The sequence below is a fragment of the Pseudoalteromonas sp. S1610 genome, from assembly GCF_005887465.1.
Lineage (GTDB): Bacteria > Pseudomonadota > Gammaproteobacteria > Enterobacterales > Alteromonadaceae > Pseudoalteromonas > Pseudoalteromonas undina.
On record NZ_PNDI01000015.1, the window covers coordinates 1 to 21,447 of the forward strand.

Genomic DNA, 21,447 nt, shown 5'->3' on the forward strand with positions numbered 1-21,447 from the left:
CGCGGCGCGAGGTTTGTAACCTAGTGGGCTAAGTAAAAACCGAGCAACAAAGAGTTAATTGCCCCTAGGCAGAACCCTTCGGGCAGCGCCTGTTTGGCATTGATGCTGCGTTATCGCCTATTTATGGGGAATAACCACACCACATAGGCCCTGCCTTGCCTAAATACCAAACAGACTGCTGCAAATTTAACCTTGAAAGATCAGCAGACCCTAGTCTACAAAACGCTTTAACTGTTGTTGGGTTTGTTGACTTAGTTTTTGTGATTGCTCAGAGTCATGCAATGCGGTGTCTATTTGTTGCTTTGCTTGTTCGCCAAGCGCCACAATTTGTTCAACCGATTCATGAGTTTGATTTTGTGTATCTTCAAGTAAATGAACTGCGTTAGCTATTTGCTGTAATTGCTGCTGATTATGCTCAAATTCATTGAGCATTTTTCCAAAACCTTCTGAGGTATCGTTGATTGCAGCTTGTGCGTTATTAGAGTGACTAATTAACTGCTGAGACTCTTTATTGGTTTCATTAACCAGCTCATTCATTTGGGTAATAAAATCACTAATTTGGCGGGTTGCATCACTTACTTTAACCGATAGGGTGCGAACTTCATCGGCAACCACGGCAAAACCTCGCCCAGCTTCTCCAGCGCGCGCTGCTTCAATTGCCGCATTAAGCGCTAATAAATTAGTTTGATCAGAAAACTCTTCTACCATTTTTAAAATGCTACGAATGTTTTCACTATTCTCTTTTAAGCCTGCAATCGTTTTAGAAAAACTACCCAGCATTTCATTAATAAGTCTCACCTGTTCAACCAGTTTTGACAGTTCGCTCGCAGAGAGCTTAACAAAACTAAGGTGTTCATTATTTACCTGATGTACGCTATCAGTGTTACTTACTATATCTTGCAGGCTTTGGGTAATTTGGTTACTGGCATTAATTATGGTGTGGCTTAAATTAATTTGCTGTTCGCTTAGCTGCTCTGTGTGCTGCATTGATTGCGTTACTTGGCTATTACTTTGCACGCTTTCCTGAGCGCTGCTGTAGGTCGTACTTAATAAGCTGTTTAAATGCGTAGTAAACTGATTATATTGTTCACTTAAATCTCTAAATTCATCAAAAGTAAAATGAGGAAGTTTGGCAGCTAAGTTGGCATCTTGTTGATTAATATTAATCAACGTATCGCGCATGGCTTTTACCGGGCGCACAATTAAAAAGCGCATATAAAAAATAGTAAATATAAAACCGGCAACAATCAGCAGGGTTAATGCCCAAAATAGCCCTGTGCTTTGTTGATTTTCAGAGAGGCTACTGTGTAACCAAAATAATGTAATAGCTTGAAATAAAAATACAAAGCTTAAATTACCCACTATTTTTCGGGTTAAAGTAAAAAATAGAGTTTGTTCTAAAAAATTATAAATACGCATGTAGCTACTCATTAAATAGTGACCTACTAAATTATTGTTTTTATAGCATAAATAGCAATTAAATAATTAGTTATAGTTCATTTAATTGCGCCAAAAAATGCTTAGTTCGTTCAGGGTCGTTAGTAAAAATGCCATCAACACCACAGGCAAGCATCAGTTTAATATCTTCAACTTCATCTACGGTGTAGGCAAACACCTGTAAGCCGCGCAGTTTGGCATCGTCAACAAACGACTTGTTCATAAAGTTTTTGTCAACATGAATGCTAAAGGCCTGTAAGTCTTCAGCAAACTTCGCATACTGCAATGGAATTGATGCAGTAAGTGCGCCAATTTTAAGCCAAGGCAAGCGGTTCTTTAGCCAGTGTAGTTGATGATGATTAAATGATGAAACTAAAATATTGTCTGCTGATATCTTATTTGCAGTAATATTCATTTCTAGTTGCGCAGCAAACTTTTCTAGTTCAAAAGTATGTTTTAGCTCTAAATTAAGTAAGGTTTGATTGCTATTCCAGTCAATTAGTTGTTGTAGGGTAGGCACTTGCTCACCATTTCCCGCATCAAATTGTTGAATTTGCTGAGCGCTTAGGTCGCACACTTTACCTTTACCATTAGTAGTTCTATCTAGATAGGTATCATGAATAATCACGTAGTCATCAAGTGCGCTTTGTACATCAACCTCAATGCCATCTACATTTGCTTTTAACGCCGCCATAATGGCGCTATGTGTATTTTCAGGAAAGTGTGTGCTTGTGCCTCTATGAGCAAATATTTTCATGGCTGCTTTTTCCGTGAGATTGACCAAGTTTCAAAGCACGCAGCACTAACAATCAGTGCACCACCAATCAGGGTCATCACTGAGGGGCGTTCGTGCAAAATAATTATAGCCAGTATTGTGCCATAAAGGGGCTGTAAGCAAGAAATCAATCCAGCGGTCGCTGCTGATAAATGTTTTAAACTCGCTGCAAATAACGAATGCGGCATCGCAGTAAACACCACACCGGCGATAAGCAGCAATATTAAATCAGTATCATTAATTTGTGTTATGGGTACTTCAATAAATGCACATAGCATCAGGCTTGCCACTAACGTTTGATAAAACATGGTTTGCGGTCCACCATACTCACTAAAGTAGCGTTTATGGGTAATATTACGAATAGCAAAAAACAACGCTGATACCACCCCCGTCACAACACCTAAAGTGATGTCATCGCCTAAATTAACGTTAGGGATCAATAAATAAATGCCAATAATCACCACCACAGCGCTTATTATATCTTTTGTCTTGGGCTTACTTTTATTAAATAGAGGCTCTAAAAATACCGTGATCACGGGATAGGTAAAAAAAGCTAACATGCCCACGGTAATTCCCGCCAATTGCATGCCTGCAAAGTAGGTTACCCAGTGAATACCTACGGCAACGCCTAATAAAATGGCAATCACATAATCCTTGGCGTGATGCAGCTTAATTGGTTTTTTTTGCAAAGTCAGTAGCACACAAATTGCCACCCCAGCGATAGCCGCACGATAAGCGGTAATATCTAATGCATTCAAACTAATTAGCTTTGCGAATAAGGCGGTGCCGCCAAATAAAAGGACGGCAATATGTAAGTAAATTAAGCTTTGTTGTTGGGACTGCACGAGATTTCCTTGTCACTTTTTTTGGCTATATTAGCATTGCTTTTACACTCAGAAGATGAATTTTTCTATTTCATGACAAATGTCAGCCAAGTTAATGACACTTCACACTCTTATATATTTTATCTAATGGCATAGTTACTTTACTTATATTGGAGGGTGTTATGAATTCCTTAATTTTAATAAGCTTAAGCATTAGCGACTTTGTAGAAACACTAAGTTTAACTGCGACTTATGAAGATTATTTTATGTTCGCATTCATTTTTATGTTATTAATATTTATTAATAAAAATAGTGCTATGAACAAAAACAATAGGCCAGAGGTATTAGTATGAGTTCGCTAAGTAGCTTTTCTCAACAAACGGATAAAACGTTTTGGAAGTATGGCCATTTAATTTTTACCGGCTTTTATTTATTGCCATTAATTATTAATTTTGACCAATTTACAAAAAGCCAAATGAGCCTATGTTTAGCTTTTTATATTGCTTTTATTATTTTGTACATAAAAGCAATTAACTGCAATAACACAAAAATTACCCCCTTATTTTTAGCCTTACTCGCCATTTGTTTTAGCGCCACTTTTTTTACCTCTGGCACACCTACTTTGTATGGTTTTGTTGCCTATGTGGCAGGGTATAGTTATGCCCAAAAGCAGCGGTATTATGCCGCAATAGCCATTATAGTCGCGCTTTTTGCAAGTTCGTATTTAAGCGATATAGGAAAGCTTCAGTACTTTTTGGCTGTGGCATTAATATTATGTGCCGCCTTATTTAGCTATGGGATTGCAGCAAAAAGAGAGCGCGAACATAAAAAGCGCGAACAAGAAAGCGCAAAGCAATTGGAGCAACTAGCAGCCATTGCTGAGCGTGAACGCATAGCCCGAGATTTACATGATATTTTAGGTCACTCACTGTCATCAATAGCTTTAAAAGCTGAACTTGCGAATAAACTAAATCAAGGTGAACGATACGCGCAGGCTAATAACGAAATAGCCCAAGTAGCAGATCTTGCAAGACAGTTACTGAGTGATGTACGAAACGCGGTAAGTAATTTAAAGCAGCTCAACTTAAACAGCCAAATAGCACAGCTAAAACAAACACTCAAAGAGCAAGGCTTTAACATAAAATTTAACGTTAATTTAGCGACGTTACCTGCCAAGGTTGAGGGCATTGCGAGTCTTATTATTAAAGAGTCAGTGACTAATTTATTACGCCATAGCAGCACAAAAATCGGTTCTATTAATATAGAACAAACAAAGCGGCAATTACTTATTGCCGTTATTGATAACGCGCCATGCACCACATTGAAAGCGGGAAATGGTTTAAATGGCATTAAAGAGCGAGCAGAGCAATTAAACGGCAGTGCAAAATTTACCTGTGGCGATACATTTACTTTAAACGTTGTACTGCCATTAAGTGCTGAGGATTTAAAATGATCAAAGTATATTTAGTTGAAGATCAAGCGCTGGTGCGCGACGCAGTTGCCGCTTTATTAAGCCTTGACTTTAATATTGAGGTAATTGGTCAAGCATGTAATGGGCGAGATGCGTTAAATGAAATCAGCGCGCTTAGTAAAGACTTACATCCAGATATCATTTTAACGGATATAGAAATGCCAAGCATGAATGGCATTGAGCTTAGTGAGCAAATAGCCGCTAAATATCCTGTAATTAATATGATAATTATGACCACTTTTTCACGTGCTGGTTATATTAGGCGCTCTTTGAATGCGGGTGTTAAAGGTTTTATTTTAAAAGAAGCACCCAGCGAAGAGCTAATAAACGCGTTAAAAAAAGTAATGCAAGGGCAAAAGGTGATTGACCCAGAACTTGCCATTAATGCCCTAGACGATGCCGACCCACTCACAGATAAAGAGCGTAAAGCCTTAAAGCTTGCAAGTGATGGCTTAAAAACCAGCGAAATAGCAAAGCAGCTCTATATAAGTGAAGGGACAACGCGCAATTATTTATCTGATGCGATTGCAAAGCTCAATGCCACAAACAGGATAGATGCAGCGCGTATCGCTCGGCAAAAGGGGTGGTTATAAATAGCTTCTTTGATGATTACAAAAATAGGCACTTTATAAATTTTATACAACGTATTACTATTCAGTGCATAACTATAAAAGTAACGAAAAGTGCTAAAAGCGCAGCTAAATGCACTCAAAGAGGCTCTAATGACCGCATTAATAAAGATTACCACTGAGCAAAACGTGGCAATACTTACCATGAATACCGCTGAAAACCGCCATAACCCTAGTTTTATAGCTGAACTTAATCAACACTTAGATAGCATAGAAGCCAATGGCGATATTAACGCCGTAGTATTAACCTCAAGCAGCGATAAAAGCTGGTCATTGGGAATTGATTTACAGTGGATGGCCAGTTCAGATAACACGCCTACAGTTATTGCTGATTTTATGAATTCGATAGGGCAGTTATTTAAACGTATAGTGACGTTTCCTATGCCTATCATTGCTGCATTAAACGGTCACACTTATGGTAATGGCTCGGTGTTAGCATGTGCCTGTGATTTTCGGTTTATGAAATCGGACAAAGGCTTTTTCTGCTTTCCTGAAGTTGATGTACTGGTACCGTTTGTACCGTCTATGTTTCCGATTATTAATAAAGCGATTAATCCTCAATTTTTTAACCGCTTAGCTATGACTGGCGAGCGTGTTGATGCGCAAAAATTGTTACAACAAAATGTGGTAGAAGCAATTTTTGCTGATGAGCAAGCCTTGCAAGCGGGTGTGTTAGAGTTTGCTCAAAGCTTTAATAAAAATCGTTGGATATACGCTCAAAACAAAACCCAAATGAACAAACCAATACTCGATGTTATGGCTGCACAAGACTCGGCTTTTATTGAAAACATCAGCACGCTATTGTGGAAGAAACTACAGCAAAAGTAAGCTGTTTTTATAAAAGTGAGTAAACATAACTACAGTTAATTTACTCACTTTCATGTGCATTAATTAAGTAGGTGTTAAGTGTTATTTAGCTACATTGCTACAAAATGCAAAAGCTAATAACGCTTTATTAAAAGTTTAATGGCTTTTACCTGTCTCATTTCGAGTATATGAGTTAAAATGCTTACATAACCAACTAACAAGATAGTGAATGTCAAACCAAGATCCAAATCTCAGTCGAGAACAAGAAAAGTACGAAAACCCAGTCCCTAGTCGTGAGTTTATACTTACTCACCTTCAAGAGCGTTCAAAACCTGCTAATTACACGCAACTATGCGAAGAACTCGCGGTCAACGATGAAGAACGACAAATAGCATTTAAGCGCCGACTTCGTGCCATGGAGCGCGACGGGCAATTGTATTTTAATAAATTTAAATGTTATGCCCTGATTGACGAAGCCGGTTTAACCAAAGGCAAAGTTGTCGGTCACAGAGACGGTTTTGGCTTTTTAGAAGTTGAAGGCGAGAGCAAAGACTGGTTTATTGCCAAGCATCAAATGAATATGGTGCTACATGGCGACATTGTTCTTGCGAAAGGCACTAAGCGTGGTTCAGGCTCAAAATGCGATGCCCGTATTATTAAAGTGCTTACTAATGAGCGAGCGCCTATTGTTGGCCGTTATTTTGTTGAGCATGGTATTGCCGTTGTGGTTGCTGAAGATCCGCGCATTACTCAAGATATTATTATTTTACCGGGTAACGAAAAAGGCGCACGCCACAACCAGATGGTGCAAGTGCAAATAACTCAAAATCCAAGCCGCAATATGAATGCGGTAGGTAAAGTGATTGACGTACTGGGCGAGCATTTAGCGCCGGGTATGGAAATTGAAGTTGCGCTGCGTAATCACGATATTCCACACGTGTGGCCAGAAGAGGTTGAACAACAAGTTGCCCACTTAGGTGAATTTGTTGAAGAAGCCGATAAGCAAGGCCGTGTTGATCTACGCGGCTTACCACTTGTCACTATTGATGGCGAAGACGCTCGCGACTTTGATGACGCTGTTTATTGTGAACCTAAAAAATCAGGTGGCTGGCGTTTATGGGTAGCCATTGCCGATGTATCCCATTATGTAGGTATGAACACGCCGCTTAACAAAGAAGCGATAGAGCGCGGTAATTCAGTGTATTTCCCTGAGCAAGTTATTCCAATGCTGCCAAAAGTATTGTCTAACGGTTTGTGTTCGCTTAACCCTGAGGTTGATCGCCTGTGTATGGTTGCAGAAATGACCGTATCGCAAGAGGGTAAGCTGTCGGGCTATAAGTTTTACGAAGCACTAATGAATTCGCATGCTCGTTTAACCTACACCAAAGTAAATGCCATTTTACAAAATGACGAAAAGCTCCGCAAAGAATACGCAGCTGTAGTGCCACATTTAACTGACTTACAGCAAATGTACATGGCATTAAAAGCAGCACGCCAAGAGCGTGGTGCAATTGAATTTGAAACACTCGAAACCCGTTTTGTATTTAACGCACAGCGTAAAATAGAATCTATTGTGCCAGTTATTCGTAACGATGCGCACAAGCTGATTGAAGAATGTATGATTTTAGCCAATGTATCGGCGGCTAAATTACTTGAGAAACACGAAGCAAGTGCGTTATTTAGGGTGCATGATGAACCTGATAGCGAAAAACTGGGTAACTTTACTCAGTTTTTAACTGAGTTGGGTATTGAGAGCACGCTAAGCGATGAACCTACCCCGAAAGAGATCACTCAAGTATTGGCTCGTTTAGGGGATCGTCCTGAGGCTGAACTTATTCAAACTATGCTACTGCGCTCAATGAAGCAAGCGGTATATCAGCCAGATAACATAGGTCACTTTGGTTTAGCATTATCGGCCTACGCACACTTTACCTCGCCAATTCGCCGTTACCCCGATTTAGTGGTACACCGTGCAATTAAAGCGGTGTTAAAAGCGCAAGGCCAACAAACGTCAGGTGAATATGCCTACAGCGATGATGAAGTCGATCAACTTGGTGAGCAGTGTTCTACCACTGAGCGCCGCGCAGATGATGCCACCCGTGAAGTAGCCGATTGGCTAAAATGTGAATACATGCAAGATCATGTAGGCACGGAGTTTAACGGGGTTATTTCATCGGTTACTAATTTTGGTTTATTTATTCGTTTAGATGATTTGCAAATTGATGGATTAATTCATGTTACCAATTTAGGTGATGAATACTTCCAACATGATGCGGCTAAACATTGCTTGGTGGGTGAACACACACATACGGTTTATCGTTTAGGCGATAAAGTAACTGTACAAGTTGCCTCGGTAAGCTTAGATGATCGCCGAATTAACTTAACGCTTAAAGGCGATGTGGCTCAAGATCGTTATGCGCGTCGTCGTGCGCCAAAAAAGAATGCCCCAGCAAGCGTTCGCTCGCAACTTAAAGCCGGTAAAATACCGGGTAAAAAGTCAGCAAGCGACAGTAAAAAACCAAAAGGTGGAAAAAAGCCTGCAAGTAAAACTAAGGCAGCGGGTAAGTCTAAAGTAAAAGCGGATGACACCACCGCGAAGAAAAAAACCAAAAAGAAAGCGGTCAAAAAGCCTAAAAGACCAGGTAAAAATGCCCGTAAACGTAGTAGCCCAGGAGCAAACAATTCGTGAGTAATGAATTAATTTTTGGCTTTCACTCTGTTGAAGCAATTTTAGCAAAAGAGCCAGAGCGCTTTATAGAAATATACGCCCTTAAGGGACGTGATGATAAGCGTTTATCGCCTGTGATTGAGCAAGCGCGTCAGTTTGGTATTTCAGTACAGTTTATGCAACGAAAAGCGCTTGATAACAAAGCGAAAGATGAACAGCATCAAGGCATTATTGCCAACGTAAAAGCGGCGCGAGTGTTTAATGAAAAAGATCTCGATGAGATCATTGAACGCGAAGACACGCCATTTTTACTGGTACTTGATGGCATTACCGATCCGCATAATTTAGGCGCTTGCTTACGTAGTGCCGATGCAGCGGGTGTACATGCGGTGATTGTTCCTAAAGACAAATCAGCAAAGCTTAATGGCACAGCACGTAAAGTAGCCTGTGGCGCAGCAGAAACGGTACCGCTTATTCAGGTAACTAACCTTGCACGTACATTACGCGAAATAAAAGACGCGGGCGTTTGGGTTGTAGGTACTGCCGGTGAAACCGACACACATGTATTTGATGCCAGCTTAACAGGCCCAATGGCGATTGTGATGGGTGCTGAAGGCGAGGGCATGCGCCGCTTAACGCGTGAGCATTGTGATGTGCTCGTTAAAATCCCAATGGCAGGCACGGTTTCAAGTTTAAATGTATCGGTAGCAACCGGCATTTGTTTATTTGAAGTGTTACGCCAGCGCGCAGAAACAAATTAAGCCTAAGCGAATCACATAGGCATTAAAAAGCCGAGATTGATTACATCAATCTCGGCTTTTTTGTACTTTTAAGTTAGCGCTTTATTAAAAGCTGTAAGAGTAACCCATTTGTACTGAGCGTGGCTTACCAGGTTGAATACCGCCATTTGCGCGGTTAGCAATGTAGGTTTTATCAAACAGGTTATCAACGCTTAGGTATACTTTTTGATTTTCATCAATTAAGTACTTAGCAGCTAAATCCCATACAACACGGCTATCAATCGCATTTAAGCCTGAGTCAGAAAGGTCAGCATGTGCATCCGATACGTAACGTATTTGGCTGTTAACAACAAAGTTATTCACTTCGGCACCAAATGATAAAGCAACTTGGTTTTCTGGTACGTAAGGCATTGCATCGCCTTTTTCTACAGAGCCCCAAATTTCTGAATCAAATGTGTTTTTAAACTCTGAATCAGTGTAGGTGTAAGTCAGTTTAACTGGGAACGCAACTGATGCAGTATTAAACGTACGACCAGCGCTAAATTCAAAGCCTGATACTTCTACTTCACCGTAGTTGTATTGGTCGCCAATGTTGTCGTCGCTACAACCTACTGATGCGGTACAGTTACCATGCATGTTGTCGTAATCAGAGTAGAATGCAATTACTTCACCGTTAAAGCCGTTTGCATTAAAACGAGAACCAAACTCAATGTTGACGCTTTCTTCTTCGTCTTGGTCAGCATTGCCTGGCGCTGCGGGTGCATAACCTTTTTGAATACCGGCAAGTAACGTTACGTTGTCGTTAAGTGTGTAAGTAGCACCTAAAGACGGTACTAAAATTTCAGTATCGTTTGAAATATCTTTCGTTAAGCCTTGGCTACGAGTTGGATCTGATTTAGCCCATTCTTCACGGGTAATAGTAATGTCTTCATAACGCAGACCTGCACTCACTACTAATGCATCCATTGTCCATTCGTCTTGAATAAATAGGGTGCTTGCTTTGGCGCTGTCTAAGCGGTTGCTATTAGAGCCTGGTGCGCCTTGTGAGGTAAGAGTCATGCTTAAATCTTGATTAAGCGTGTATTTGTCTTCCCACTGGAAACGATCCATTTCATCTTCGTGGTAACGTACGCCAACTGTAATGTAGTGATCGCCCGCTGGAATGTGTAATTCAGACTGCACACCTTTAGCTTGGTAGTCGCGGTTATTAGCCTTAACACCTATGTTTTCGATGCCTTCAGCCGTTGGGCTTGCTTCAAATTCACTGTATTGCTCAAGGTAGCTTTCGCTTACTTTACTGGCTTTGTACCAGTTACGGTGGAAGTCATTTAGATAAGCGGTTGCTAAAAATTCGTAACCTTCACCAAAGCGGTATGCATAGTTTACTTGGTATGCATTATGACGGGTGTTCATCTCATCATTTTGCGATGCCGCATAACGACGGTTAGGATTTTCTTGGTAATCTGCGTTAGTTAAGCCCATGTACGTTTCGTCTGATGTTTCTTCAGAGTACTTAGCTTTAAACTCAATGTTGTGGGCATCGTTTTCACCAAAGGTATGGCCAAATTTTACCAGTACGTCATTTTTTTCAAAACCAGTGTTGTCATCGCCTATAGGTAATTCTTTAAAACCATCAGCGCCGTAAGAAAACACTTCAATTAAGCCAGCAGTGTTATTTTTTTCTTTAGCGAAGTAAGCGTGACCTTTATAGTAACCATCGCTACCAAGTGCCGCGTCAACCATACCCATAGAGCTATTTGCTTCAGTTGGTAAGCTGCGAGAAAGTAAATTTAATACACCACCGGTAGTGCGCGGGCCATATTTAACTGAGGCAGCACCTTTTAATACTTCAATAGATTCCATACGACCCATAGTTGGGAAGTAATAAGCCGATGGTGCAGAGTAAGGAGCCGGTGCAACGAGTACGCCGTCTTCCATTACTGAAATTTTATCGTTACGGCCAGTACCTGTGCCACGCATACCAATGTTAGGACGCAGACCATAGCCATCTTCTTCTTGAACGTATACACCTGGTACAGATGCTAATACGCGAGAAATATCGGTAAATTCGAATTTTTGCAATTCTTCATCAGAGATAAATGTAGCCGATCCTGGAATATCGTTAATTGCTGCTTGTGAGCCAATAACGGTAATTTGTTCAAAGTTGCGTTCAACGCCGCCGGCATCTTTTGCCATTGCTGTAGCACTTAAAGACAGCGCTACGGCTGCAGTTAACGAGGAAACTAAAAATTTATGTGACATTGATTACCCTAAAAATAGTTCAACTACTAAAATTGGCGTAATTTAAACATGTTAACGAATGAGAATCAATATTATTAAGTTTTAGTTATATTTACATTTGCCGTAAAAACACGCTATTTTTATAACATTTTTAACTAAGTGTTTATTCTAATCTTATAAAATTAGGATAATGTATTGGCTGGTGGCGGTTAATTTAACCTGAACTCTGTGTGGGATAGATTTATTATCCAGAGTTCAGGTTATTTAAGCAGTGGGATAGCCTAAGCGCAGCTTAATAAATTCGGCGAGTTTAAATACCGCGTTTTCAGGTTCGCTGGCGGTTTTTACTAAACTAATACCTATGCTACCAAGCGCAGGTAAATGTTTAGTGTGTAAGTGATAGGCTAAATCGTTAGGTACGGTACTTTTTGCGAGCACTGTTATACCTAAGCCTTCTTTTAATGCGGCAATTAAACCGGTTAAATCGGCATTACTGTAAACAATACGATATTTAATGCCTGCTTTTTCAAGCGCCTGAGTTGCTCTGCGTCGGTAAATACAGCCCTCAGGCGCGGTCACTAAGGTTACCGTTTCATTTTGTGCCAGTGATAGGTCGCCCACCCACACTAATTGGTCTTGAATAAAAATAGGGAATTTTTCTGAGTCAAGTTGCTCGTTAAGCGCTAACACTAAATCAAATTGATCTTGGCGCTCATCAGAGAGTAGGTGTTTACTTAAACGTGATTTTACTTCAAGTGATACCTCAGGGTAGAGCGCCACAAAATCGCCAATAATGGAGGGCAAAATACGCGCGGCAAATTCGCTAGGGATCCCCAAGCGCACTTTACCGGTTACACTTTCTGAGGTGAACAACTGCAAAATGGCATCGTTATGCTGCACCATTTGCTTTGCCATCGGCAGTAATAACTCGCCATATTGGTTGAGCACTTGTCGTTGCCCCTGCTTTTTAAATAATTTATAGCCGAGTAAGTCTTCTAAGCGTTTTACTTGTAAGCTCACCGCAGGTTGCGAAAGGCCAAGTAAATCGCCTGCTTTGGCAAATCCACCAACCTCAACCACCATAACAAAAGTTCGTAAACTGTCGGTTGAAATATTTTTCATATTTAAAATTACTATTTATATGGCTATATATATAAGTATTATTTATCAATTGATAAGTAATTACAATTTGTTGTTGTAAGGCTTGCGCAATATACTTTTGCTATTAAAGATTGATAGGTATTTGTTATGACTTTTAACCCGATTATGTTTGCCCGCCATAGCAACGCTAAAAGCGCGGTTATTAATGCCTTACAAGCCGATAGCAATCACCTTGTTATTGACTTTAGTGGTAGTGAAGCATCGGTATTTTTAAGTGCTATTTTAGGTCATGACCTCACCAAACTTACCGCTAGTGGCTTTGGCTTTAAAGGCACACTGGATGGCGATTTAAATTCTGATTTTAGCTACGCCGTTTACTACTTTAGCGAAACCGCCTTTCGATTTGTACTTCCAGTTAATGCTAGCCTGCAATTACAAGCGCTCATTAACGAGCAGCAGCTTAGATACGATATAGACTTTGTGGTACGCACCGACTTAGCGACCTTTACTTTAAAAGGCGACAATGCATTTGATACCTTAGTTGAGGCATTTAAACTAACCCCAGGGTTACGCCTTGCTGACGCGCAGCTTTGCTATGGCGCGCAAAGTGGAGACGTGTTTGTTACTGCAGTAGATCAAAACAACGAACAGCAGTTTATTGTTATTGCTAAAACGGCCACGCTTGATAAGTGGCAACAGTATATGCAGCAACAGGGCTTTAGTGTTACCAACACTCAAGCAGCCTAACGGGTAAAAAGTTAAAGATTACAATTTGGTAGGCTTATTAATGGCTACCATGTTATTCCCCCTCATTTAATTGAGGCCACGCCCACACACATGGGTTAATTTAAAAGTGAAGGAATATTATGACTTCTAAAACAGTATTACATGCAAAGCATCTTGAAGCCGGCGCAAAAATGGTTGATTTTCATGGCTGGGAAATGCCAATTAACTACGGCTCACAAATAGAAGAACACAACGCCGTACGTAACGATGCGGGTATGTTCGACGTATCACACATGACCATTGTTGATATACAAGGTGAGCAAGCACAAGCGTTTTTACGCAAGCTAGTAGCTAACGATGTTGCTAAGTTAACTGTACCAGGTAAAGCGCTTTACACAGGCATGCTTAACGAGCAAGGCGGCGTAATCGACGACTTAATTATTTACTACTTTAGCGAAACATTTTATCGCTTAGTGGTTAACTCAGCGACCCGTGAAAAAGATTTAGCACATTTGGCTAAGGTATCGAGCGATTTTGCTGTAACGGTTACTGAGCGCCCAGAATACGCCATGATTGCGGTTCAAGGCCCTAATGCACGTGCTAAAACAGCTCAAGTATTAAACGCAGACCAGCAAGCTGCAGTAGAAGGCATGAAGCCATTTTTTGGTGTTCAAGCCGGTGATTTATTTATTGCTACAACAGGTTATACTGGCGAAGACGGTTACGAAATTGTAGTACCAAACGAGCAAGCCGCCGATTTATGGCAGCAATTGCTTGATGCCGGTGTGGCGCCAGCGGGCTTAGGTGCGCGCGACACACTGCGTTTAGAAGCCGGTATGAACCTTTACGGCCTAGATATGGACGAAAGCGTATCACCACTGGCAGCTAACATGGCATGGACTATTGCATGGGAGCCAGAAGATCGTGACTTTATTGGTCGTGATGTTTTGGTAAAACAACGTGCAGAAAAAAGTACTCACAAGCAAGTAGGTCTTATTCTTGAAGAAAAAGGCGTACTACGCAGTGGTTCTAAAGTAATTGTTGATGGTGGCGAAGGTGTTATTACATCTGGCACATTCTCACCAACATTGGGCTATAGTGTTGCATTAGCACGTGTACCACGTTCAACTGGCGACACAGCTCAAGTAGAAATGCGTAAAAAATTAGTTAACGTAAAAGTAGTTAAGTCGGGCTTTGTACGTAACGGTAAATCAATAATCTAAATAATTTGGTTATACCAATAAATAAGTTAGCCTTATTCATTGGTATTCTCCCAATCTAAACCAAAGGATGAAAAAAATGAGCAATATCCCTAGCGAGTTAAAATACGCACCTTCACACGAGTGGGTTCGTAACGAAGGCGACGGCACTTACACTGTTGGTATTTCTGAGCATGCGCAAGAACTACTTGGCGACATGGTATTTGTTGAATTACCAGAAGTAGGCGACGAAGTAGATGCTGGCGAAGACTGTGCAGTAGCAGAGTCAGTAAAAGCGGCATCAGACATTTACGCGCCAATTAGCGGTGAAATTGTTGCCATTAACGAAGAGCTAGAAGATGCGCCTGAAACAGTAAACAACGACGCATACGGCGACGGTTGGTTATTCCGTATTAAAGCGTCAGAAGAGTCTGAGTTAGATAACTTATTAGACGCTGAAGGTTACGCGCATACAATTGACGAAGACTAATCGTTAATTAATAAAAGCCCCTCTATGTTAAAACATTGGGGCTTTTATGATTAAAGCGCTTATTTTTCCATACAAAGTAAGCAGCTAAATCATCACATATTTTAATCAATACTAGTTACCCATTAGTATTTGGATCATAGGAATCTGGACACATGTCAAACGCCAAATCTCTTGAACAATTAGAGCAAAAGCAAGATTTTATTCGCCGCCATATTGGGCCAAGCCCAGCGCAAGTAAACGACATGCTTAGCGCTCTTGAAGTATCGAGCGTTGAAGAGCTGATCGGTCAAACTGTACCTGCTGGTATTCGTCTTGAGCAAGGTCTTAATATCGGCGAAAGCCGCACCGAAGTTGAAACACTAAGCTACTTAAAATCAGTAGCAAGCAAAAATAAAGTTTTCAAATCGTATATTGGCCAAGGCTACCACCCAACTCACGTACCGCACGTAATTTTACGTAACGTACTTGAAAACCCGGGTTGGTACACAGCGTACACACCGTATCAGCCAGAGATTGCACAAGGGCGTTTAGAGTCACTATTAAATTTCCAGACTATGACCCTAGATATTACCGGCCTAGATTTAGCAAGTGCCTCACTGCTTGACGAATCAACCGCTGCAGCCGAGGCAATGGGCCTTGCAAAACGTGTATCTAAAGCTAAAAAAGCCAATGCGTTCTTTATTGCCGACGACGTACACACGCAAACCATTGACGTAGTGAGCACCCGTGCAGAGCAATTTGGTTTTGAAATTATTGTAGGTAAAGCCGCCGATGCTGTGAACCACGATATTTTTGGTGCGTTATTTCAATACCCGTCAACATCAGGCGAAATTGTTGATATAACTGACCTAATAGCTGGCGTACAAAGCAAAAAAGCGATTGCCTGTGTAGTAGCCGACATCATGAGCTTATTACTATTAAAAGCACCAGGTAAATTAGGCGCAGATGTAGTACTGGGTTCAGCACAGCGTTTTGGCGTACCTATGGGTTACGGCGGTCCTCATGCAGCATTTTTTGCAACACGTGATGCGTACAAACGTTCATTACCAGGCCGTATTATTGGTGTATCAAAAGACCGTTTAGGTAACGATGCATTACGTATGGCAATGCAAACCCGCGAGCAACACATTCGCCGCGACAAAGCCAACTCAAACATTTGTACTGCGCAAGTATTGCTAGCGAACATGGCTGCGTTTTACGCGGTATACCATGGCCCGCAAGGCTTAAAAACCATTGCACAACGCATTCACCGTTTTGCTGATATTTTAGCAACAGGCTTAAAAGCAAAAGGTGTGGCACTTAAGCACACTACTTGGTTTGACACATTAACAGTGGTTGATGAAAACAAAGCCGACGTGATTGCGCGTGCTGTAGCTAAAGGTGTTAACTTTGCTACTAACCATGCAGGTGAATACTCAATTTCAGTATCTGAAACCACAACCCGTGCAGACGTTGCTGAGTTATTTGATATTATTTTAGGCGAAGGCCATGGCCTAAGCGTAGATGCGATTGCTGCTGATGTTGAAGCAAATGGCAGCGACTCTATTCCTGCAAGCCTAGTGCGTGATGATGAAATACTAACGCATCCAAACTTTAACAGCTACCACAGCGAAACAGACATGCTTCGCTATATTAAGCGCCTTGAAAACAAAGATTTAGCGCTTAATCATTCTATGATCTCGTTAGGTTCATGTACCATGAAACTAAACGCGACCGCTGAAATGATCCCAGTTACATGGCCTGAATTTGCTAACCTTCACCCATTCTGCCCGCTAGACCAAGCAGAAGGTTATCAAGTAATGATTAACGAACTACACGATTGGCTAGTTAACATTACCGGTTACGACGCGGTTTCATTGCAACCAAATTCAGGTGCACAAGGTGAATACGCAGGCTTAATCGCCATTCGTAAATACCACGAGTCACGAGGGGATGCGCACCGTAACGTATGTTTAATCCCAAGTTCTGCACACGGTACTAACCCAGCTTCGGCACAAATGGCCAGCATGAAAATTGTGGTTGTTAACTGTGATAAAAATGGCAACATCGACATGGAAGACTTAAAAGCGAAAGCTGAAGAAGTCTCTGAAAACCTATCATGTGCCATGGTAACGTACCCATCTACCCACGGTGTATACGAAGAAACGATTCGTGAATTATGTGAAATTGTTCACCAGCATGGTGGCCAAGTTTACATGGATGGCGCAAACATGAACGCGCAAGTAGGTGTTACTAGCCCTGGCTTTATTGGCTCAGATGTGTCGCACTTAAACTTACATAAAACCTTCTGTATTCCACACGGCGGCGGTGGCCCAGGTGTTGGCCCAATTGGTGTTAAATCGCACCTTGCGCCATTTATGCCAAACCACAGCGTAATTAACGTACCAGGTACTAATGAAGGAAATGGTGCAGTATCGGCAGCGCCTTACGGCTCTGCAGCTATTTTACCTATTTCATGGGCTTACATTGCCATGATGGGCTCTGAGGGCTTAAAACAAGCGACAGAAATGGCGATTGTAAATGCTAACTACTTAAGCAATGAGCTAAGCAAGCACTTCCCAATTTTATACCGTGGACGTAATAATCGCGTTGCTCACGAATGTATTATTGACCTACGCCCATTAAAAGAAGCCTCAGGCATTACAGAAATGGACGTTGCTAAGCGCTTACAAGATTACGGTTTCCACTCACCAACGATGTCGTTCCCTGTAGCGGGCACATTAATGATTGAGCCAACTGAATCTGAGTCTAAGGGCGAGATTGACCGCTTTATTGAAGCGATGGTGTCGATTAAAGGTGAAATTGATAAAATCATTTCAGGCGAATGGTCTATCGAAAACAACCCACTGGTATTTGCACCGCACACACAAGCTGATGTGTTAGGTAATGAATGGGACCGCGCGTATGACCGTTTTTACGCTGCATTCCCAGTGCCAGCAGTTGCTAAAGACAAGTTCTGGCCAACGGTTACGCGAATCGATGACGTATACGGCGACCGTAATTTAGTATGTGCATGTCCTCCGATTGAGACATACCGCGACTAATTTTTGAACTTTAATTGGTAGTAAGTTCCACTGTAGAGTGGGAATTATCGAAATTATAAAAGCCGTTGCAGCAATGCAACGGCTTTTTTGTGTGTGGTGATTAATGTTAATCGTATAAGCGTAGGTTGGATTGAGTGAAACTAAACCCAGCGAATCACAAATATACTTACTCGTTCACAAACCAAGAGTATGTGTTATTTATTGTGGGCGTTTAGCTTGCTGGCACGCGGGCGCATGCTCTAATAGATGTTTGAGATTGCTATTACAGATAATGTGAATGCGTCTCGCATCTTTAGAAATTAGAAACCTTACTCAATTTTTGTCGTTGAGGTGACGACAGCTAAAACGGGGCTGCTGTGCCCTCGCTATTCGCGAACTTATTCTTATATTGCGACACAATATTGAGTTAGACATCGTTGTAATTTAGCCCGATCTTATAATAGAAAGTAATGCTGAAAATACATTTAAATATTATAAAGCAATAATAAGTTATCGTTTTACGGTAATTTTAATTGTTTTTTTAGTTTTTGAGTGTCATAGTGATTTTTTAATAGAAGGAACTTAAAATGAAACGCGAGTTACTTACTCTTGCTACTATAGTGTTAGTTGTGCTGCAAACTGCATGCACAACAATTTCGATTGAAGAGTCAAATTTTCTGAACCCAGATCAAAAAGTACAGATTACAAAGCTGCGTAAAATTGAGCAAACAGCTACAACAGAAGATATAACTATAAATGGGTTTGACGATGTGACGTTGAGTGGCACCTTGATAAAGGTTGATGATGCGCAAGCAACGGTTATTTATTTCGGTGGTAATCAATTTCGTGTAAGCGTTGCTGGAGGTAAACCTGCACAACAAATACTGCCAATGAATGTAAATATTTTAATGGTTGATCATCGAGGTTACGGTAATAGTGAGGGCACGCCGACAATTGAAAACTTAAAGCGTGATGCATTGTCAGTTTATGATTATGTTGCAACCCGTACAGATTTAAAAAGCACTCCGACTATTTTACATGGACACTCTTTAGGCAGCATGATTGCAGGGTATGTTGCAAGTGAGCGGCCTGCGGATGCGCTCGTACTTGAAGGAAGTATTACCAATGTAAAGCAAATGACATCGCAACGTATGCCTTGGTTTGTAAAGCCATTTGTAGAGGTTAATTTTAGTGATGAGCTAGCTAGGGTTGATAATTTAAAGGTAGTGGAATCATTTACTGCTCCGCTTTTAATAATTACCGGAGAAGATGATACTCAAACACCTCCTGCTTTAGCTGAAACTTTATACCAACATGCACTTTCAAAGCAAAAGCAATTATATATTGTAAAGGGTAAGCACCATGGTAATGCATTGACTGGTGATAAGTTACAGCTACATTATCAGCGATTAGTAATGCAGTTAAAGGAAAATAAATCTTAAAATGAAAAGAATAGTAATGATGAGTAACGTAATATTAGCGTTACTTTTTTTGACCCTAACTACTTTATTAATTACCGCCGTTGTATTGTTACTTAATGGCAGTGATGTTTTAAACTTTACTCAAGCTAACGGTACTCACTTGTGGATAGGGCTTGAAGTTAGCGGTTCTTGGAAAAGTACTGCAAGCACATTAACGGCAAACAGTTTTAATGCAATGACGTGGTTAGCGTTACCGCAAATGTTGCCATACATTATTGTAAATCTGATTTTAATTCGCTTGTTTATGCTTTACCGTAAAGGATTGTTTTTTAACTTAAAGAATATTCAATGCTTTAAATGGCTTGGTGGCTTATTATTACTGCAATTTATATTTGTGGCTTTTTATCCCGCGTTGTTGGTAACACTGCTCAATATGTTCTCAGGTAGTGAGCTTAAACGAGCTGTAGTGATTCAAGACACCGATATCATAGGCTTTATAGTTGGTCTTATTATTTATGTTATTGCATGGATAATGAAACAGGCGCAACAGCTGCAACAAGAGCAAGAGTTAGTAATTTAATGGCAATAATAATTGATTTAGATGTGATGCTCGCAAAGCGTAAAATGAAGTCGGCAGAGCTTGCCGAAGCAATTGGGATTACCCCACAAAATTTATCTGTATTAAAATCGGGCCGTGCAAAGGCTGTACGATTTACAACGCTTGACGCTATTTGCAAATACTTAGATTGCCAACCTGGTGATATTTTACGCTTTGAAGTTGATATTGACTAAGTCGCATACTGACTAGTAAAAATGCTCCCTTTAGGGTTTGACCCCGTCTCACTCTCCTCTTCTATAACTAATTGTTTAACAGTACCTAATTTAGGATTAGTATTAGTTACTACTTAAAACAATAATAAAATAAGTGCTAGAAATAGCCTTTAATAAAAGAGGTATTCATGGAAGATCTATTTATAGGTTTATTTGCAAATGTCGGCGTTATATTAGTTTTAGTTTTGATATTAAAAGCACTTAAAAAAGTTGATTTAAATCTAATGTGGTCTTTGATTTCGTTAGGTATTTTAGTTTGCTACTTTTTTGCTTTGTTTAAAGGTGGAAAGGTTATCCCCTTGGATATGCTTTTTCCTGATATGTCGTGGAATTGGTCTGGAAAAGTAGCGGCAATAATCCTTTGGTTAGTCGTACTATTGGCTTTAGTTAAATTTAAAGCTAACTTTCGTATTGCGGATGCTGGTTTTACTTTTAGGCAAAATGAAAACTCTATAAAACCCGCTTTTACAGTTATGTGCTTGTTTATCATTTTACAGATAGTTGTATCACTATTTTGGAGTGGTGAACCTAATTACGATTTAGAAACCTTACTTTATCAGGCAACAATGCCAGGCTTTGATGAGGAGCCAATGTTTAGAGGGATTCTTTTATTTTGTATATCTTTGGCAATCATATCTGAACGCTATAATTTAGGTGGTGCGTCAATTAACATTGCAGGGTTGCTCTTAGTGGTGTTATTTGGACTAGTTCATGGAGTTATGTTTAATGGTGGAGAGTGGCACTTTTCTTTCCCCGCTATTTTATTAACAGGCTGCTACGGCTTTATTTTACTTTGGCTAAGAGAGCGCACAGGGAGTTTGGTGTTTCCTATTTTAGCCCATAATAGTGTTAACTTTGTTGGGCAGCTAATCTAATTAAAAGTTTAATTTAAGAGAGGTAAAATCTTGTGTAAGTTTTTACCTCCTCACCGGCAGCAGCCAAAAGGGCTCGTTTGCAGGTGACCACAAGTCATTCATGCCTGCAATTTGAGCTCCTTTTATTACCTATGCTTTTAGTGGTTTGTACTGCTAAATTAGCTTTCGAACACTACTCAGCTTGAAAGC

Annotated in this window: 18 protein-coding genes; 13 read left to right on the forward strand and 5 right to left on the reverse strand. The window is 40.6% G+C overall.

Annotation, left to right across the window (positions count from 1 at the left end; genetic code table 11):
* Positions 1-210: 210 nt before the first annotated feature.
* From CWB77_RS08190 to CWB77_RS08200, 3 genes are read right to left on the reverse strand one after another with little or no spacing between them, the layout of a single operon-like run.
* Positions 211-1,431, reverse strand: a complete 1,221-nt coding sequence (locus tag CWB77_RS08190) for a methyl-accepting chemotaxis protein (protein ID WP_054202301.1) — start codon at positions 1,429-1,431, stop codon at positions 211-213.
* 58 nt (positions 1,432-1,489) lie between these two features.
* Positions 1,490-2,194, reverse strand: coding sequence for a glycerophosphodiester phosphodiesterase (locus CWB77_RS08195; protein WP_010390735.1), 705 nt, complete (start codon positions 2,192-2,194; stop codon positions 1,490-1,492).
* On the reverse strand, positions 2,191-3,057 hold the full coding sequence (locus CWB77_RS08200) for a DMT family transporter (protein WP_138622261.1): 867 nt from the start codon (positions 3,055-3,057) through the stop codon (positions 2,191-2,193). Before CWB77_RS08200 ends, CWB77_RS08195 begins: the two co-directional genes overlap by 4 nt.
* A gap of 328 nt (positions 3,058-3,385) precedes the next feature.
* Here CWB77_RS08200 and CWB77_RS08205 point away from each other — a divergent pair, with 328 nt between their 5' ends.
* The 5 genes from CWB77_RS08205 to rlmB all read left to right on the forward strand — a co-directional run bounded on the left by CWB77_RS08205 (position 3,386) and on the right by rlmB (position 9,372).
* The gene (locus CWB77_RS08205) at positions 3,386-4,489 is read left to right on the forward strand and encodes a sensor histidine kinase (RefSeq protein ID WP_138622263.1); all 1,104 of its coding nucleotides are present in this window, start codon (positions 3,386-3,388) and stop codon (positions 4,487-4,489) included.
* Positions 4,486-5,100: a response regulator transcription factor gene (locus CWB77_RS08210; protein WP_075170441.1), complete on the forward strand. Its 615-nt coding sequence runs from the start codon at positions 4,486-4,488 to the stop codon at positions 5,098-5,100. Before CWB77_RS08205 ends, CWB77_RS08210 begins: the two co-directional genes overlap by 4 nt.
* A gap of 129 nt (positions 5,101-5,229) precedes the next feature.
* A complete protein-coding gene (locus tag CWB77_RS08215; protein ID WP_076919919.1) occupies positions 5,230-5,964 on the forward strand; it encodes an enoyl-CoA hydratase/isomerase family protein in 735 nt (244 codons plus the stop codon).
* Positions 5,965-6,172: 208 nt separating this feature from the next.
* Positions 6,173-8,632, forward strand: a complete 2,460-nt coding sequence (gene rnr, locus CWB77_RS08220; RefSeq protein ID WP_138622267.1) for a ribonuclease R — start codon at positions 6,173-6,175, stop codon at positions 8,630-8,632.
* Positions 8,629-9,372, forward strand: a complete 744-nt coding sequence (gene rlmB, locus CWB77_RS08225) for a 23S rRNA (guanosine(2251)-2'-O)-methyltransferase RlmB (protein WP_008112440.1) — start codon at positions 8,629-8,631, stop codon at positions 9,370-9,372. Before rnr ends, rlmB begins: the two co-directional genes overlap by 4 nt.
* 84 nt (positions 9,373-9,456) lie before the next feature.
* On the opposite strand, the gene CWB77_RS08230 is transcribed toward rlmB, so the two are convergent.
* Together CWB77_RS08230 and CWB77_RS08235 are read right to left on the reverse strand one after the other, a co-directional pair.
* On the reverse strand, positions 9,457-11,613 hold the full coding sequence (locus tag CWB77_RS08230) for a TonB-dependent receptor family protein (RefSeq protein WP_008465322.1): 2,157 nt from the start codon (positions 11,611-11,613) through the stop codon (positions 9,457-9,459).
* 243 nt (positions 11,614-11,856) lie between these two features.
* Positions 11,857-12,714 carry a LysR family transcriptional regulator gene (locus CWB77_RS08235; protein WP_008465324.1) on the reverse strand — a complete coding sequence of 286 codons (858 nt, stop codon included), beginning with the start codon at positions 12,712-12,714 and terminating at the stop codon, positions 11,857-11,859.
* A gap of 126 nt (positions 12,715-12,840) precedes the next feature.
* On the opposite strand from CWB77_RS08235, the gene CWB77_RS08240 reads away from it, so the two are divergent.
* The 8 genes from CWB77_RS08240 (at position 12,841) to CWB77_RS08275 (ending at position 21,258) form a co-directional block, all read left to right on the forward strand.
* Positions 12,841-13,440 (forward strand): hypothetical protein, encoded by a 600-nt coding sequence (locus CWB77_RS08240; protein WP_138622269.1) that lies wholly within the window; start codon positions 12,841-12,843, stop codon positions 13,438-13,440.
* 119 nt (positions 13,441-13,559) lie between these two features.
* A complete protein-coding gene (gcvT, locus tag CWB77_RS08245; RefSeq protein ID WP_008112433.1) occupies positions 13,560-14,642 on the forward strand; it encodes a glycine cleavage system aminomethyltransferase GcvT in 1,083 nt (360 codons plus the stop codon).
* A gap of 76 nt (positions 14,643-14,718) precedes the next feature.
* Positions 14,719-15,108: a glycine cleavage system protein GcvH gene (gene gcvH, locus CWB77_RS08250; protein WP_008112430.1), complete on the forward strand. Its 390-nt coding sequence runs from the start codon at positions 14,719-14,721 to the stop codon at positions 15,106-15,108.
* Positions 15,109-15,260: 152 nt separating this feature from the next.
* Positions 15,261-18,152 carry an aminomethyl-transferring glycine dehydrogenase gene (gene gcvP, locus CWB77_RS08255; protein WP_138622271.1) on the forward strand — a complete coding sequence of 964 codons (2,892 nt, stop codon included), beginning with the start codon at positions 15,261-15,263 and terminating at the stop codon, positions 18,150-18,152.
* A gap of 566 nt (positions 18,153-18,718) precedes the next feature.
* Positions 18,719-19,573: an alpha/beta hydrolase gene (locus CWB77_RS08260; RefSeq protein ID WP_138622273.1), complete on the forward strand. Its 855-nt coding sequence runs from the start codon at positions 18,719-18,721 to the stop codon at positions 19,571-19,573.
* Between the two features lie 16 nt (positions 19,574-19,589).
* Positions 19,590-20,132 carry a DUF2975 domain-containing protein gene (locus CWB77_RS08265; protein WP_248527579.1) on the forward strand — a complete coding sequence of 181 codons (543 nt, stop codon included), beginning with the start codon at positions 19,590-19,592 and terminating at the stop codon, positions 20,130-20,132.
* Positions 20,132-20,344 carry a helix-turn-helix domain-containing protein gene (locus CWB77_RS08270; RefSeq protein WP_010390771.1) on the forward strand — a complete coding sequence of 71 codons (213 nt, stop codon included), beginning with the start codon at positions 20,132-20,134 and terminating at the stop codon, positions 20,342-20,344. Before CWB77_RS08265 ends, CWB77_RS08270 begins: the two co-directional genes overlap by 1 nt.
* A 167-nt stretch (positions 20,345-20,511) precedes the next feature.
* The gene (locus CWB77_RS08275) at positions 20,512-21,258 is read left to right on the forward strand and encodes a CPBP family glutamic-type intramembrane protease (protein ID WP_138594851.1); all 747 of its coding nucleotides are present in this window, start codon (positions 20,512-20,514) and stop codon (positions 21,256-21,258) included.
* The last annotated feature ends 189 nt before the right edge of the window (positions 21,259-21,447 follow it).

Bases quoted from the DNA above. Each gene is read 5' to 3' on its own strand.
- CWB77_RS08190 (WP_054202301.1), bottom strand. From the start codon at position 1,431: ATGAGTAGCTACATGCGTATTTATAATTTTTTAGAACAAACTCTATTT.
- CWB77_RS08195 (WP_010390735.1), bottom strand. From the start codon at position 2,194: ATGAAAATATTTGCTCATAGAGGCACAAGCACACACTTTCCTGAAAAT.
- CWB77_RS08205 (WP_138622263.1), top strand. From the start codon at position 3,386: ATGAGTTCGCTAAGTAGCTTTTCTCAACAAACGGATAAAACGTTTTGG.
- CWB77_RS08210 (WP_075170441.1), top strand. From the start codon at position 4,486: ATGATCAAAGTATATTTAGTTGAAGATCAAGCGCTGGTGCGCGACGCA.
- CWB77_RS08215 (WP_076919919.1), top strand. From the start codon at position 5,230: ATGACCGCATTAATAAAGATTACCACTGAGCAAAACGTGGCAATACTT.
- rnr (WP_138622267.1), top strand. From the start codon at position 6,173: ATGTCAAACCAAGATCCAAATCTCAGTCGAGAACAAGAAAAGTACGAA.
- CWB77_RS08230 (WP_008465322.1), bottom strand. From the start codon at position 11,613: ATGTCACATAAATTTTTAGTTTCCTCGTTAACTGCAGCCGTAGCGCTG.
- CWB77_RS08235 (WP_008465324.1), bottom strand. From the start codon at position 12,714: ATGAAAAATATTTCAACCGACAGTTTACGAACTTTTGTTATGGTGGTT.
- CWB77_RS08240 (WP_138622269.1), top strand. From the start codon at position 12,841: ATGACTTTTAACCCGATTATGTTTGCCCGCCATAGCAACGCTAAAAGC.
- gcvT (WP_008112433.1), top strand. From the start codon at position 13,560: ATGACTTCTAAAACAGTATTACATGCAAAGCATCTTGAAGCCGGCGCA.
- gcvH (WP_008112430.1), top strand. From the start codon at position 14,719: ATGAGCAATATCCCTAGCGAGTTAAAATACGCACCTTCACACGAGTGG.
- gcvP (WP_138622271.1), top strand. From the start codon at position 15,261: ATGTCAAACGCCAAATCTCTTGAACAATTAGAGCAAAAGCAAGATTTT.
- CWB77_RS08260 (WP_138622273.1), top strand. From the start codon at position 18,719: ATGAAACGCGAGTTACTTACTCTTGCTACTATAGTGTTAGTTGTGCTG.
- CWB77_RS08265 (WP_248527579.1), top strand. From the start codon at position 19,590: ATGATGAGTAACGTAATATTAGCGTTACTTTTTTTGACCCTAACTACT.
- CWB77_RS08270 (WP_010390771.1), top strand. From the start codon at position 20,132: ATGGCAATAATAATTGATTTAGATGTGATGCTCGCAAAGCGTAAAATG.
- CWB77_RS08275 (WP_138594851.1), top strand. From the start codon at position 20,512: ATGGAAGATCTATTTATAGGTTTATTTGCAAATGTCGGCGTTATATTA.